The sequence below is a fragment of the Bradyrhizobium sp. STM 3561 genome (genome assembly GCF_045571455.1).
Lineage (GTDB): Bacteria > Pseudomonadota > Alphaproteobacteria > Rhizobiales > Xanthobacteraceae > Bradyrhizobium > Bradyrhizobium vignae.
This window is the reverse complement of the sequence record NZ_CP120695.1, coordinates 8,246,160-8,261,035: the sequence shown is the minus strand read 5'-3', so window position 1 is coordinate 8,261,035 and position 14,876 is coordinate 8,246,160. Positions and strand designations below refer to the sequence as shown.

The window sequence follows — 14,876 nt, the reverse complement described above, 5'->3', positions numbered from 1 at the left end:
TGACCCGTGCCCCAACCATCAAAGGCCGAAATCATGTTTCCTCGGCAAGGACCCGTATCGGGAGCAAAGTTCTCCAGCTCGGCCAGAGGCCAACCCAGGCCACATGTCGAGACTCCTGCAGTAGTGAGGTGGCTTGCCCTGCACTGCCCGACGGAGATTCAGCCGGGCTTGGCCGGCTCCGATGAGCGTCGCCGGCGCGCTGCACTCGCTCGAGTTCGTAATCAGCATTGAGCGCCGTTAGATCTCATTCTTCTGGCAGATCGTCCAACCAGCAGGCAGCCTCGACGTGAGGCCGGGAAAAGATCTGCCCGATCTTCTCGGGAACTTTGTTTTGGTGATATCGCATGTACACGCGGCCATCGTCTCCCAAATCCAGTATTTCGATCTTTCCTGTGTAATGAGACATGATGTATTTGAACGTCTTCTCGATCCCACTAAGGCGCTGGTTGACGCTGCGAGCAATCTCTATCCCCCGTCGGAGCGCAACCTGAAAATGGGATGCGCCCTTCACCGGCCTCGCTTGAAAGAGGTAGTAAGGGCGCACTCCGATGTCGTGGCATTTGGCGAAGGTTTCTGCGAGGATTTTGGGATCATCGTTGACCTTCGCGAGAAGTACGGCCTGGTTGAGGAACTGCACGCCTTGTGCTCGCAGCGAGCGAAGTTTGTGCTCCGCATCGGACGAGATCTCACCCAGGTGATCGAAATGCGTAACGATTATTGGAGTTTTGCCTGCCTTGTGAATCCGCTCGAACAGTGTCGGCAGAGCGGAATCTTCAAACCGCCTTGGTTCATAGGCCAGCATTTTTGTGCCAAATCTGATCGAACTCAAATGATTGATAGGCAGCAGGTGGTCAAGGATCCTATTCAGCTTGGCCGTACTAAGCACGAACGGGTCGCCTCCCGATAGCAATACGTTGGTCATCTCAGGATGGCGCGCAATATACTGCGCGACCTGATCGAAGTCCGGTGCGATTTCATCGGAAGCCTTGCCCACGATTCGCTTGCGAAAACAATAACGGCAATATGAACCGCAGCGTTCCGTCACCAGCAACAGGCCGGTCTGCGGGTACTTGTGCTGCAGTCCCGGAACGACGGTGTTGTCGTGTTCGCCGCTCGTATCCAAGGTGCCTGGGCTCTCGAACTCGTCCAGTGAGGGCTCCACAATGCGCTTCAGCTGATCGTAGTACCTGTCTTTGGCAATCTGCTCGCGATAGAACTTTGTGACATGATAAGGCGTGATGTTGTTGATTTGCAGTTCGCTGTCGCTAACTACGCGCGTTTCTTCGATGAACTTCAGTACGCGCGCTTTGCAATCCTGCGGATCAGCTATGGTTTCCATTGCGACACCTCGTCTGTCCTGATCAGCGCGTTTGATGGTGACCTGCCCCTGCGTATTTCTCCAGATGGAGTTAGAGTCCGGCCCGAAGAAGGACGGACAGATGAAGCGAGCAAGGTTCACGGAAGAGCAGATTATCGCAGTGTTGAAGGAGCATGAGGCTGGGGCAAAGACGGCCGACCTGGCTCGCAAGCACGGGGTCTCGGAAGCAACGATCTACAATTGGAAGGCCAAATTCGGCGGCATGGACGTTTCAGAGGCGAAGCGGCTGAGGGCGCTGGAGGACGAGAACGCGAAGCTGAAGAAGCTTCTAGCCGAGCAGATGCTCGACGCCGCCGCCCTTCGCGAGCTTCTTTCAAAAAATGGTAGGGCCCGCCGCCAAGCGCGCTGCGGTCGCGCATCTGCAGGCCGTCATGAGCCTGTCGGAGCGGCGGGCCTGTTCGATTGTCGGAGCGGATCGGAAGATGATCCGCTATCGCTCCAGCCGTCCTCCGGACGCGACTCTCCGTGGCCGGCTGCGTGACCTTGCCAACGAGCGGCGGCGTTTCGGCTACCGCCGGCTGTTCGTGCTGCTGCGGCGGGAGGGTGAGCCATCGGGGATCAACCGGATCTACCGGCTTTATCGGGAAGAAGGGCTCACCGTCCGCAAGCGGCGGGCTCGCCGCAAGGCCGTGGGGACCCGTGCCCCGATCCTAGTCGAGGCGATGCCCAACGCGCGCTGGTCGCTGGATTTCGTCCACGACCAATTCGCCAACGGTCGGCGCTTCCGCATCCTCAACATCGTCGACGACGTCACCAAGGAATGTCTGGGCGCCATTCCGGATACGTCGATCTCAGGACGACGCGTCGCTCGCGAACTGACGGCCGTCGTCCAACGACGCGGCAAGCCAGGAATGATCGTGTCCGACCACGGCACCGAGTTCACCTGCAATGCCATGCTCGCCTGGTGCAGGGACGCAGCTATCGACTGGCACTTCATTGCACCGGGAAAGCCGATGCAGAACGGCTTCGTCGAGAGTTTCAACAGCCGGATGCGTGACGAGCTGCTCAACGAGACTCTCTTCTTCGATCTCGACCATGCCCGCGCCAAGATCGCCAATTGGGTTGCCGACTACAATCTTCAGCGGCCTCACTCGTCGCTGAAATACATGACCCCCGCGGCTTATGCCGCCCACCTCACCGCAACGGACGATCGGCTACGCAACCCCGACCAGCTCCGCCGATCGTCCGTTGCTCCAACCGCGCCACTTGGCGTACAAAGCTCCGAGACTCTAACCGCTGCCGGATGAAAATTCAGTGGCAGGTCAATGCGATACGATCTGCTCGTCTACTCTACAGCAACAATAGTGGATCGATACCTACCTGCTGTGGTGAGGGCTACCAGCCTCGAGAGTTGAGAGAGGCACTCTGTCCAGCTCGGCCGCACATTTGCAAGCGCCCGGTCGCCGGCGTTCAAGGCAGTCCAAGGCGTCGTGCGCGAGCAAGGGCGGCCGCGCAAGTCATGATAGATTATTCCTTCCGCCGCTCATCGTCATGTGCAAGAAGTTTCACGACGAGCGGATGGGCAGGTTCGAATGCGCGCCTGCTGCGGACCTGCCCCACCAACTTTCTGGCGCGCTGTTCGACGCAAGGCATGTCCTCAACGAAAGTGGGCTGCGATGTGGGCCGAGCGGCACGCTGATTGCAGCACGGTCGCATCAAGCAGCCGCTCACCGTCGCGGCCGGGAAACAGCCAGCGTGTCGGTCGGGTTGGCCACCAATAGGCCCTCTAGACTCTTCAGAAGCTGCAAGAGCATGACGTACCGGTCCCTGCCGCCCTTGCCCTGCTCGACCCAGATTACCATCCACCGGCTGTCGATATCCGCGACCTTGAGGAAGACCACCGACGCATACGACGAAGACCGCCCGATCGACGTATGCGCGCGCACGGCGAGCTCTATGATGGCATTGCTTGAAGGTCAGGCGGCGGATCGGCGGGCTTGTCCGCTTGGCGCAGGAGCTTCCATTCCCAAGGCAGCAGCTCTTGCAGACGCGATGCCGGAAGATCGCGAGGCCTTCATAGTCTGCCGCTCCTCCCAGCCGAGAGGATTCGGCAGCGAAAACTTTAGCCAAAAATGGTCCAATGTGCCGGTCTCAGCTAGCGCCGCTGGACCGAAGCTTCAGGGGCAGGTCATGGGGCGAATAGCGCGCGATCATCCTCCAAGCGAACATCCCGCGTGGCGCGACAATTGGCGCCAAAAAGGCCCCGATGGGCATGTCGGAGGCCTTTCTTGGAGGTTTACTGTAGAACCACCTTTCTCTCCTTCCGTTCGCCGTACAGTGTTCTCGGCGCCAGCATACTGATCGCGGTCACTACCAGCTGACGCTATCTGCGCGTGGATCGTGGTTTTTGTGAGCACAGAGCATGGGTCCGATAGACCGATGTGCTGCCTCCTCTTGAGCATCGTATTGCGATCGCTCTCGACGGCGAACTCGCCATCGCGCTCATTCATGGTTCAAACGACTGCCAGCGCTGCCGAATTTGACCTTGCCCCAGGGGGCTAATCCAGTTTGGAGTTCGTTTTGGCCCCACGACAAGGATCAGAGCATAGAGCGCAGCCGCTTCTCGGAAGAGCAGATCATCGGGATTTGAAAGGAGCATGAGGCCGGCGTTTCGGTCGCCGATTTGTGCCGCAAGCATGGCGTCAGCGACGCTACAAATGGAAGGCCAAGTTCGGCGGGACGGAGGTCTCCGAGGCCAAGCGGCTGAAGACGCTCGAGGACGAGAACACGGGGCCGAAGCGGCGGCGAGCAGACGCCGTGCTCAAAATCTGCGCCGCCGCACATTGATGGATGGTCGATATACCCAGCCCTTGTGCGGCCCGCCCCAGTAGCGTCGGGGAACAGCCATTCGGTGACACCCATCGAATAATTCGATCAAAACTTTAAATTTGCTGGGTTTTTAGGTCGGTTATAGCCAGTGGTTTGATGACCATCAAAATGGCTGCTTTCGCGCATGAGAGCTCGTGCGCTTGTGGCTTACAATGTGCGGCGGATCCGCGTCGAACGCGGTATTCCGCAAGAGCAATTGGCCTACGATGCAGGTGTTGACCGCTCCTACATGAGCGGACTTGAGCGCCAACAGGCAAACCCGACAATCGATCTTCTCGATCGCCTGGCCGAGACACTCGGCGTTGCTGTCTCGGAGCTATTTGTTCGGCCGTCCAAGGGTGCGCCGCCGCCCGCTACCTTACCTAAAGGTCGCAAGCCGAAGTCGGCACGCCGCAAAAGGATATAGCCCCCGTTACAGCACCGAGCTGTTGACGCAGATCTTCTGCAGTCCCGGAACAGTTTCAGTGGCTCGGCGTGGAGTTTAAGCGCAACCGACCCTTTATAAGCTGCAATCCCCCTATGGACATCGAGTAATGTGATGAATGTTCATTCTGGCGCCGGAGCAGACAGTGGCGGCTCAAGACGACGAAGTTCCTTTAAACGCCATCCGCGCCTTTGTGACGGTCGCCCGCGAAGGCAGCGTCACACGCGCCGCCACCACTTTGGGAACAACACAGAGTTCAGTCAGCCGCTATTTGTCTGTACTGCGGGACTATCTGGGCGCTGACCTGATCGAGCGGCGTGGACGGCGCAGTGATTTAACGGAGTTTGGGAGGCTATTCGCAAACGCAGTCTCTGAACCGATCGAAACGGTCGGCTTCACCGCGAAGAGAATGCGACGCCGTGCAGGCGCAGGAGGCAATCGGATTGTGGTCCGCACATCATTATCGACCTTTGCTTTCTCTCTTCTTATTCCAAATCTGCAGGCGTTCTCTTCTGAAGCCGGTGGCGTGATTGTGGACATCGTCAGCTCGCTGGCGCCGCCGACATCTTCAGATGATTTCGATATTTTGATTACACGGGATCTTTCCGTCATCGAACCCGCCGACAGTTGGGAGATCTACAAAGAAGAGCTGGTGTGCGTCGGCCCGCCAAAGCTCGTCGGGGGCAAAGAGCTCTCGATTGTTCGCTCAACCCCTATACTGAACATCACGTCCCGTCCCGACATTCTGCCGACATGGCTGAGAGCCATGAACCTGTCTTCAAGTGACATACGAGCGGGCGCACGGTATGATCACAACTATCTTGCTTTGCCGGCCGTCATGACAGGAAAATGCCTTCTTGTCGCACCAGAAATCATCGTCAGTGATCTGGTGCGAGGGGGCGCTTTGCAAATCGTCCCCGGCTCCCGCGCTCCAAGTGGCATGCAATATCGCGCCTATGCTGTGGATCGCAGCGCGCACCCCGAGATTGCACGTTCTTTCTGCCGATGGCTGGCTCGTCTTTGCAAGAAGGTCGCACTTGCGCAGGCTGCCTGACGTCTAGCGGTCTTCCTCAATCCGGTACAGCAGGAGATAAATGTTCAAGTCGAGAGCGCTCGAGTTAAGAAACTATTCGAGCACAGTCGTCGAAGCCTACGGAGATGGCGCCGCTCTGGTGCAGCAATCAAGACGCCAACAATGAGAGATCGGAGCGCAAAGACTTCATCCTATCCGACATCGTGCCATCGCAGCAGAAGAATGGGCAGGCAGAACGGAAGGTAGGCCGTTTATGGGCGCCGCAACCCTTTACTTGTCATGCCTGCCCCTGCGTTTGCCGAGCAATGCTCGCCAGCGAAGGCGCATGAGGCGCCGCCCCAGCTTAACAAGCCGAATGGTTCGGCTGCGCAAATCGTCTGTTTTCCAGGCGCGCTCGGCCACACGATGACTTCCAAACAGGCCTTGCGCAATTTGGCGATAGCTATTTCCTTCCTGCCATCCATCCACTGCGCGCAGCGCAAGGATCAGCCGACGCTGCTTCAAAGCAGGCATAGCAAGAGGAGGCTGTCCGAGCGGCCGACGCTCGAGGGCGAGCCAAAATCGACGTGCGGCCCCCAACCGAAGCTCGAAATCGGCGTCGAGCGGAAGATCAACGACGACAGCATATCCGCTCACTGGAAGCTCCTTCAGCCAAAGGCGATGCTTCGTACCCCCGAGCGGCACGATCGCATGCCATCCGTCCCGCGCACGGCGAAGCTCGCCGCCCGGCAGATTGTCGAAATCGAGCTGATAGCTTTTGGGCGCAATGCAGTTGGCCGGCCGCACAGCCAGTACGGTCGGCAGCACCTCGGGTGCCCAAAAGACTGAATGCTCGTCGAAAGTCCTTTGCGGGTCAGCAGGAAAACGAGAGCCCCCACTTGCGTCGGAACTGGCCCGCCGCTGCGCTTGAACGTTCGCGGCGAGACAGCCGCTTATAATCCTCTTGGTAGTCGCGATCCCGGCGCAGCCACTCCCAGGCCAGGTCGGCAGCATCCGCCTTCTTCAGGCCGCTGTACGCTTCCTCAGATCTCCAGTCACTATTCGGCATCGCACTTTTCCCGCACAATCTTCAGACGCGGCGAAATGCATCCGATGATTGTGGCTCTTTCCGGCTGCTTGCTTACCGTGTGCGCGCCTTGCACTCACTAAATCGATGGAATGATCAACTTTTGCGATCGCGACGCATTCCGGCGATCCTGACATCCGCGCTGATCATTGTTTTGGCCAACCGCTACGTAGCAGATCGCGATAGCCGTGGCCCGCTAGCCACTTGGCCCGCGTCAGATGACTTTCGTATGTGCGTCGCGCACGATCCGGTTCAACGGCGGGGTCAAGCCCAAGCACAATTCGCGCGACTTCGCGCCAGTCTGCCTTGGCCGCGTCCGCATCAAGAAGTCGGATGTAGGCAACAGCGTGCTCCTTATCATATGACGTGAGCTCGTCGACGCTGGGCGCCAATTCTGCGATCTTCGGCTCGGCTGGCACTGCCTGAAACTCCTACCCAGCTCAAAAATCTACCGAAATCAGAGCAACGATAACTAGTTTGAGGTCGTTTGGTACCTGCCCAATGGTCGCACGCCAACCTCCTTTTCGCGCCAAGACGGCAATCGCATATCGGCTCACACTGACCTGGTGGCCTCCATCCTGCGCTTTCACGTTTTCACCGCAGTCCATACTGGAAGCGATTGCAGATGTGCTAGGTAACAAGGTTGTCCTTGCTGTTGTGTTCCTACGGCCGAAGGCACGGTGGTCCCCGGTGGACCGGCTCGGTCGCACTCGTGAAAGGCAATAACCAGAACCGGCCAACTGAAGAATATTCGTTTCCCTTTCGAGCCACAGTTGAACGTTCGTCCTATCTAGTCGCGGTCCCGGGAAAACGCCGCAGATACCTCTGAGCGTTATTTCTTCTCTGCCACTAGTGGCAAGCTATTGCCCCGCGAGAACGCTTGTGATGGTCAACGAGAAGACGGGCACGCTAGCTGCGTCTGCATCTCACCGTTGCCTGATTCCTCGAAGCAATTGGGGAGCACAGCCACTGCTGCTGCGAGTTTATCGTAACAGTCTGGCTATAACCAGTGGTTTCATAATCAGCAGAATGGCTGCCCCTGCGCATGAACGCTTGTGCGCTTTTGGCCAGGAATGTGCGCCGGATCCGCGTAGAGAGCGGCATTCCGCAAGAGCAATTGGCCAATGATGCCGGGATTGACGGCTCATACATGGGCGGCACTAAGTAGAAAGAAAGAGAACCCGACCATTGATCTCCTGGACCGTATCGCCGTGCCCTTGGGTATTCACTTGTCCGAATTGTTCGCTGAGCCGGCCAAGGATGCGATGCCCCAAGCTGGACGCAAACCGGCGCGCCCCCTGTCGGAACAGGAGGTAATTATTGCGGGAGCGATGTTTCAGCTAGCGACGGGAAGGAGGAGCCGGAGCGGCCCACATGCTTCATCGATCTACAGCCGACGCTTCCGATCTCCTGCTCCAGCCGATGTCGTCCCGGCAGGGTCCCGCCTAGCGAACCCGGGCACCCGTCATAAGGCCGAGCATCTTCAAACGAGGGCTTGCCCCGCTCGCCGGAAACCTATCGACGGTCGCTTGAAACAGCGGTTTTCGAAGAGTCTGTTTGGAGCTGTGGTCGGTTTGTGGGGTTCGGGTGATCGCAACGCCCAACAAAGAGACTTCCGCAAGGGCATGGAGGGACTTGCTACCCTGGTGCGCAAGAGCATGAGAGCAGATCCCTCGTCTAGAGCTGTCGGTCCGAGGATCAAGCTGGTGTGCGGCTTGAGGATGGGATCTCTCGCTGGCCGAATATCGGGAAGGTGTGGCGCCCTTGCAGGGGCGCAATTTAGGCGCTCCTGGAAAGGCTGGAGTGGTGGTTTGTTTATGGGACACGTAAGACGCCGGCGCGATCGCGAGCGGGATAGTTTCAGCCGGCGCCGGACGCTGTGAATCAAGGCCATCCGACGCGTCGCGGGATCGTGCGAATATGTTCTGAATTGGGTGTGAGCTACGCCGGGCCTGACTATCCCGATACGATGAAGGGGATGCTGCTCGGCGAGCGAGAGCCAACGGTTGCATCAGATCATCAAAAACCCAGCGTCACCGGTTTGACCGGCGAACAGAGACTATGCCTGAAGATTAATGCTATTGGGCCGTGAAGAAGTTGAGCAGGTGCCAGCTGCGCCCGTTAGCCGGTCTGGCGCATAAGAAACCCGGCTCCGCTCCACATTGCAGGGCCGCAACTTAGCGTTAGGTCTCCCGGCGTCTTGTGAAATCCGGGAGATGCGGACAATGTCAGGCAGCCTTTGCGGCCCTTGATTTTGGCCTCTTCACGTGCAGTACGCGGGCGTCAATCGCAAGCTGGTCCATGGCCGAGTGAGGACTACCGGTATTGTTGACAGGATACGGCTCAGTCGCGCGATTGTCCCAGATTACGACGTCGCCTGATTTCCAGTTCCAGCACAGGGTGTTCCTTGGCGCAATGAGATAGGATTGCAGCCGTTCAAACAGTCTTTGGCTGGGATCGCGCTGCAGGCCGACGAAGTTGTTCACGGAACGACCGAGCGATAGCATGCGTTCGCCCGTCTCGGGATGAACACGAACAATCGGATATGTCGTTTCGTAGATCGTTCCGGTGGATACGCCGCACCAACGCCGCTTGTTGGCTTCGGTGGTCCTCTCTGTCGCAGTGAGATCAGATGCGACGAAGCTCACAGCCCAGAGGTTATCTGCGAGCATCCGCAGGGGATCGGGAAGATCAAGATAAGCGGCCGCCCTGCTCGACCAAGCAATGTCGCCACCAAAAGGCGGGTCCGCGGCGAGCCGCAGCACCGAAATGGCTGTGCGGACCCGCTCGTCGTTCAACTGGTTGAGATGACCGCAGGCGCGATCAGACAGCTCCTGCCGGATCGTTGAACCGCCCATTGTGTCCGCCATTGTGGGATTCGGTATCAGCGAGCCGAGCCGGCGCACAAAGCGCTGCTGCTGTGCATCGTCGAGATGTCCCTGATCACGGAAGAAGATGACCTTATGCTCTAGCAGAAGCCGGTTGAACGCTACGATGACATCGTCAGGCAAATCGTCCGACAGCGCAATGTTCTTGATTTCGGCACCAAGCCGCTCCGCGTGCTTGACGATGTCCGCTCGCGGAATGACATTTTCAACAGCCATTGTTTCACTCATGACGGCGCCTCTTTCTGTGCATGTCTAAACAAGCTCAGTGGTGATCGCGTCTGGAGACAAATCTGCGAAACCAGCTTTGATGCTACACACCAGAATTCACTGAGCGTGGATCACCGCCCCGCTCAATTAGGCGGCAGAATTCTGATACACACCACCAGCATTTTAGAATCCGACTCCCTCTGCGTGTCGAGACGGCTAGTGCCGTTCTCATCCAAGGAGACTCGCATAGGAGGCCCCCAGATCGATTTGCAGCCTGATCAACAGTGCAGATCATAGACGCAATCCATGTCTAGTCCATGAAACGAAACCAGCTTTCTTTTTGAGCTCGCGCAACGTTCGCCTCGTCTCAGAACTCGTGCTTGGAAAATCCTCGAACACGACTCCGCTGGACTGCCTCATGCGCACGATGAAGATTGGAACTGGTTCGCGGCCTGCGCTTGCGAAGCGGATACGAAAGTAATTCTATCTATAGATGTATATCACTACTGTAACCACTTCAACGGGTTCATGATCATTTTTTTGCGACTTCGAGTTGTTCATTGAGCGGCTGTTTGATCAGCCGATTTTGCTGTCATCCACTTGGACTAGCGGGAGAGCCGCGCAAAGCGAGAAGGCTGCAACTTCCGATGTAGCTTAACAATGGACTCAATCCCTCCATTTTCTCCGAAATTTGCACTTGGCACGAATGCAGGTGTCCTGGCGGTGACCCGCCTTTGGTTCTGCAAGGCGTCTTTGCGCTCTCAGACTGCAAGCCGCAAATTCCTGCTGGCTATTTTTGCCTCCCTATGAGCGACACGACACTGAACGCCACGCCAGATTTCAGATCACAAGCCGGGCTTTCATCTTCCTCATGATCGCTCTCTTACTCACCTCCACAATTGTGAAGCACGTAAATGATGACACATGATCAAGCCCCTCCCATGTGTTCCAGCTTGAACTTTGCCGGACGCGGCTCGACGAGCGTTGGACGAGGCAGCTCAATTCGGCGTCGCTCTTACAGCGCCCGCTGCTCTGACGCATCAGCGCCGGCGCCGAGGCCTTCACATTAAAGGCGGACAAGTCCATTTTCTTTTCAGTGGCGGCGCAGTAACGAGAGCATCGCAGGCGAGACGCTGTCGAACACGAAGCCAGCTCAAAGTCACTTCAAGCTCGATCAGGTTGGTTTCGATACTGAAGCAGGCAGTCACCTATGTTCACAGGAGCCAAGCGGGGACATAACGATCCGCGCGGTGCATACGAGCGAACTGACTAGTATTGCTTGTCAGTCCCATATTTAGAGCATTCGCTGGAGGCTCTGCATAGCGCCGACGCAAAAGGCCCGGTGAAACCGCCGATAGCTCGACGAAACCGGTGACACGTCAGTGCGACGATGAGGAAATTTAGACTGGACAAACTCGATCACGCCGGCGCGAGGCATGGATGTCAGGTTGCCAGCGGCTCCAGACTAGGGCCCTCGCACTAAAAAGAGCTTTTCCACAATCGCGCCGCCCAATTCCATCCGGGCGTATGATCTCAGTGCTGTAAGAGCAGCATTAGATGACTTATCCTCAATACGTAGGCTACGTTGGCACTCGTCCAAATTTCGGCAACGAGGCGCACGATATCTTTGTCGCAAATGGGTGTGAGTATCAGATCAATCGCTCGCCAGCCATCTGGCGTGGATCCTCACTGGCTCTTTGAAACAACGAAAGTAGGTCGGCGGCGCCGGCGACCGGAGCCGTCGTTCGAACATGCCGGTCGGACGAGCGCCCGATCGCCGGCCTTCCGATCGGCACGTCCGCGCGCTTGATACGTGCCGACGGCGCCGAGGTCGGACCCCGCCCGTGGCGGCGGACGCGCGGACTTGCCGCTCGACCTCGCTCACTCGTCCTCCAGCTGAGGCTGCCCGCAGGTGTTGCAGACCTCGGCCTGGCGGTACCCGTCGAGGCTGATGACGTCGCCCTTACAGCCGTCGCTGACGCAAGAGCGCCGGACCACTCCGTGGTCCTCGTCGCACATCAGGCAGTGCAGCGTGCCGGGATCCTTCAGATAGGCCGTCTTGCTCAGGTCCGGATCGACTTCGTAGAAGCGCGTCGACGCTTCGCGGATGCATTTGTGGCAGAGGTATCTTCTCTTCGTCTTGGCGATGCCAAACAGCTTATTGAAGGCGCTCTTCCCGATCTGCGCGAACGTCAGCGGTAACTGGTCGATGACCTCGGACGCGGCGGAGTTGTACTTTCCGTCGTGCAGAAAGGCAGCTCCCGTCCGGGAAGCGAAATTCGCCCGGTCGGCCAACCACGACCGATCGCTCCAGAGCTCGGTGTATTGGCGGATCAGCAGACCCAGCAGATCTTCGGGCTTGAATGTCTGGCCGGCCTGTCCGAGATGGGTGAACTTGTTTCTGAGGACCCGGAGTTCGTTGTAGTCGCCGACGTAGCTGTCGCTCAAAGGGTGCGGACACAGCGAGTTCACTGCGGCGGGAAGATCGACCGCATCGAGCGTACCGAATTCGGAGAAGTCGATGTCGCGTACCTTCGCGCTGAATCTCGGCTCGCTCCCGAGCAGGAGCAGATAGGGGCTGACGGCGCAGATCCTAGCCTTCAGCGCGAGCTCGTTCGACTGCTGGATTACGGAGCACACCGCCTGCAGCTCGGGCTGGTATCCTTCAAGGTATTCCGACCACTCCTGCGACCAATCGATGCCGTGCTCGAATACGGCGTCGAAATCCGTCCGGATCGTGATCAGGGAGGACCAAGCCGAAAAATAAAGCCTGAGCGCCGTTTCGCTAAGGCTCTGCGGCGTGGGAAGATTGACGATCATGCGGGGGCCGACCGATCCGATGCCGTTGCTCAGTCGTTCAGCTTCGCTATCAGCATCTCGGCGATCCGGTCGATGCCGATCGCGACGTCGACGTATCCGACGTTGGAGGGCAGACCGTCCAGTGGGGTGTCGTCCACCCTCACCGGCAAGATGTACTCGTCTCCCTTCTGTTCCAGCGCCTTTGCCTGCGCACTCCGCAATTCGTGGATCGTCCACTTGCGGTCCCTGTATTCCTTTGAGACGAACACGACGCAGAACTTCGCCTTCTTTCCGTAGATCTCGTCGAGAAAGGCGGTGAGGTTCTTGCCCCAGAGATGCTCCGCGTAGAAGTTGTCGTAGAAGACTGCGATGCCCGCGGCGCGGAGCTTCTCGGCAAGCTGCTCCGCCAAGTTGCGCTCGGTGCCGGCAAAGGAGATCGCGACGTCGAAGTTCGACGGCATCACCGCGTCGAACGCCATCTCCGGATTCGGACGCTTCCGCTTCTTCTCGATCGGCGTTCCGATCTGCCGAACGATGTCGTTTCGCAGCCGCTCGGTGGGCTTTGCGATCGGCAGGAACGTGAGACCGGCGCGCTCCGCCGCGGCGTTGGCCGCCAGCAGCCCCTCAACGGCCTGCGAGAAACGCGTGGCGTGCGCGTCGAAGGATTGATGCGCGAAATTAACGTTGCCGTCAAAGGGATTGTCGCCCTCAAAGAGCCTGAGGGTCCGGTAGTGGCACGGCTCGAATTCCGCCTCCGGACACTCGCGATATGTCTTGAGGCCGAGATAGGCGAACACCGCGGACACCTCCGACGATAGGGGCGGATGGCGCGGGATATAATGGGTGACGAATCCCTTGTCCCGGCCGGTGTTCACGAAGGTGAAGACGTAACGGAAGCTATCGTCCTCGCTCGTCTTCATGTCCTTGCGGTCGAACACCATGTGTCCGTCGCCGGACAGCGGCTCGCGGTAGAGTTGAGCCCGCGAAGACAGCTCCCGGCGAAACGGCAGCCAGAACCCGCAGGCCTCGAAATCTCCGGTCGCCTTTGCCAAACGCGCGAATCCATCGTTGAATGCCGTCGCGAAGTTCTGGAGGTCGTATCCTTCCGGCACCTCCCTGCTGAAGCACTGGAGTCCGCCGATGAACCCGCAGCCGGCGTTCTCCCTGAACCCGAGCAGTTGCAGCCATTCGCGCGTCTGGATGCCGGCGGTATTGACGTGCAGCGTGAAGACCACGTCGTCCTTGCCCGACTGCAGCTTGACGAGAGCGACGGCGACGCGCCCGGCGTTCACGCGCTCGACGACGTCCGAGCGCAGCGCGGAGTGATGATCCCTGGTTGGCACCGAATCTCCGGAATAGCGATATTTCGGTCGTTGTTACCACGGCGCGTCCTGGCCCGGCAATTGGCGCCGGAATCAACGGTCCGAACCTGGCCGGCTGTATGATCGCTTCGGTCCGTCCCCGCCTCGGACGCGGAGCTTCGGTCCCCGCGACCGCATACTCGAAATCCAACAATCTTCATCGGAATCGGCCTACAGCGCAAAATAGTCCGTGCTATGTAGGCTCCGGCCAATGTGATTTATCACATTGTCCGGGAAATCTTCGGTTGCGGTACCGCCGTTACATCGAGAGCGACGCCTAGCGCTCGAACCCGGCCAGACTGGCCGAGCTCGCTGCCTCGCGCGGACGCTGCCGTATCTGTTCGGCCAAGGCATCACGCGGCGGATCGGGGTGCACCTCGTTCGTTGCACTTGGCCATGCGATGCACGCTGGCGAGATCGAACCGATCGGCAAGCTTCCCCGCAACAATGCATGACCCGGACTTCCCCGAGGCTCATGGATGACGTCTCGAGGCCAATTGGAATACCGCCGGAAGACGGCGTCGAGTCAGCGCGGGCGTCGTCTTGCTCGGTCCGGACCGAAGTCGTCAGGCGGTTTTCGCGTCGGTTCGAGAATCCCCTATCCACGCTTTCCGGGGACCAGTAACTGCCTCGGCTATGCGGTATCGCCTATCGGACACGCCCCGCGACACCGGGTTCTTCGCTCTACTTGCGTTTGGAGCGGCCCGGCCAGGGCAGCACACCGTCAAGCTCGTGCCCTCAGGACCTTTCTGGTAATTTGTTAAAGTCAGCAAACTCTCCTTCGTTATCGGCGCGCGAACTTTGTACGGAACGGACCAATATATACGCACGCTCTCAATCAAGTAGCCGCTTTCGCGCGCCACACAGAGGTGATGCGGCTTTGTCGATTTC

At 58.5% G+C, this 14,876-nt stretch carries 11 protein-coding genes and 1 pseudogene; 4 read left to right on the top strand and 8 right to left on the bottom strand.

Annotated features, from left to right (window positions below):
• Positions 1-244: 244 nt before the first annotated feature.
• Positions 245-1,339: a KamA family radical SAM protein gene (locus P6U28_RS38945; protein WP_407123166.1), complete on the bottom strand. Its 1,095-nt coding sequence runs from the start codon at positions 1,337-1,339 to the stop codon at positions 245-247.
• Positions 1,340-1,439: 100 nt separating this feature from the next.
• Here P6U28_RS38945 and P6U28_RS38940 point away from each other — a divergent pair.
• Positions 1,440-2,625 (top strand): IS3 family transposase gene (locus P6U28_RS38940; RefSeq protein ID WP_407121173.1). Its coding sequence is split into 2 segments (ribosomal slippage): positions 1,440-1,693 and positions 1,692-2,625, totalling 1,188 coding nucleotides; the frame shifts between segments, so codons are not numbered across the junction.
• Positions 2,626-3,045: 420 nt separating this feature from the next.
• Here the strand turns inward: P6U28_RS38940 and P6U28_RS38935 are convergent.
• Complete coding sequence (locus P6U28_RS38935; protein WP_407121171.1) at positions 3,046-3,264, bottom strand: hypothetical protein; 219 nt, start codon at positions 3,262-3,264, stop codon at positions 3,046-3,048.
• Between the two features lie 659 nt (positions 3,265-3,923).
• Between P6U28_RS38935 and P6U28_RS38930 the strand changes: the two are divergent.
• The 3 genes and pseudogenes from P6U28_RS38930 to P6U28_RS38920 form a co-directional block, all read left to right on the top strand.
• Positions 3,924-4,141, top strand: a pseudogene (locus P6U28_RS38930) (transposase); the annotation flags it as partial.
• A gap of 190 nt (positions 4,142-4,331) precedes the next feature.
• Complete coding sequence (locus tag P6U28_RS38925; protein ID WP_407121169.1) at positions 4,332-4,613, top strand: helix-turn-helix domain-containing protein; 282 nt, start codon at positions 4,332-4,334, stop codon at positions 4,611-4,613.
• 136 nt (positions 4,614-4,749) lie between these two features.
• Positions 4,750-5,685, top strand: coding sequence for a LysR family transcriptional regulator (locus P6U28_RS38920; RefSeq protein ID WP_407121167.1), 936 nt, complete (start codon positions 4,750-4,752; stop codon positions 5,683-5,685).
• Between the two features lie 249 nt (positions 5,686-5,934).
• Here P6U28_RS38920 and P6U28_RS38915 read toward each other — a convergent pair whose 3' ends face one another.
• The 6 genes from P6U28_RS38915 to P6U28_RS38890 all read right to left on the bottom strand — a co-directional run bounded on the left by P6U28_RS38915 (position 5,935) and on the right by P6U28_RS38890 (position 13,967).
• On the bottom strand, positions 5,935-6,471 hold the full coding sequence (locus P6U28_RS38915; RefSeq protein ID WP_407121165.1) for a DUF2285 domain-containing protein: 537 nt from the start codon (positions 6,469-6,471) through the stop codon (positions 5,935-5,937).
• Positions 6,472-6,517: 46 nt separating this feature from the next.
• On the bottom strand, positions 6,518-6,712 hold the full coding sequence (locus P6U28_RS38910; RefSeq protein ID WP_407121163.1) for a transcriptional regulator domain-containing protein: 195 nt from the start codon (positions 6,710-6,712) through the stop codon (positions 6,518-6,520).
• A 164-nt stretch (positions 6,713-6,876) separates the two neighbouring features.
• Positions 6,877-7,149 (bottom strand): DNA -binding domain-containing protein, encoded by a 273-nt coding sequence (locus tag P6U28_RS38905; RefSeq protein ID WP_407121161.1) that lies wholly within the window; start codon positions 7,147-7,149, stop codon positions 6,877-6,879.
• A 1,809-nt stretch (positions 7,150-8,958) separates the two neighbouring features.
• Positions 8,959-9,846, bottom strand: coding sequence for a TauD/TfdA dioxygenase family protein (locus tag P6U28_RS38900; protein ID WP_407121159.1), 888 nt, complete (start codon positions 9,844-9,846; stop codon positions 8,959-8,961).
• Between the two features lie 1,860 nt (positions 9,847-11,706).
• Positions 11,707-12,645: a hypothetical protein gene (locus P6U28_RS38895; protein ID WP_407121157.1), complete on the bottom strand. Its 939-nt coding sequence runs from the start codon at positions 12,643-12,645 to the stop codon at positions 11,707-11,709.
• Positions 12,646-12,674: 29 nt separating this feature from the next.
• On the bottom strand, positions 12,675-13,967 hold the full coding sequence (locus tag P6U28_RS38890; RefSeq protein WP_407121155.1) for a TIR domain-containing protein: 1,293 nt from the start codon (positions 13,965-13,967) through the stop codon (positions 12,675-12,677).
• Positions 13,968-14,876 lie beyond the last annotated feature (909 nt).

Bases quoted from the DNA above. Each gene is read 5' to 3' on its own strand.
- P6U28_RS38895 (WP_407121157.1), bottom strand. From the start codon at position 12,645: ATGATCGTCAATCTTCCCACGCCGCAGAGCCTTAGCGAAACGGCGCTC.
- P6U28_RS38910 (WP_407121163.1), bottom strand. From the start codon at position 6,712: ATGCCGAATAGTGACTGGAGATCTGAGGAAGCGTACAGCGGCCTGAAG.
- P6U28_RS38925 (WP_407121169.1), top strand. From the start codon at position 4,332: ATGAGAGCTCGTGCGCTTGTGGCTTACAATGTGCGGCGGATCCGCGTC.
- P6U28_RS38945 (WP_407123166.1), bottom strand. From the start codon at position 1,339: ATGGAAACCATAGCTGATCCGCAGGATTGCAAAGCGCGCGTACTGAAG.
- P6U28_RS38920 (WP_407121167.1), top strand. From the start codon at position 4,750: ATGTTCATTCTGGCGCCGGAGCAGACAGTGGCGGCTCAAGACGACGAA.
- P6U28_RS38900 (WP_407121159.1), bottom strand. From the start codon at position 9,846: ATGAGTGAAACAATGGCTGTTGAAAATGTCATTCCGCGAGCGGACATC.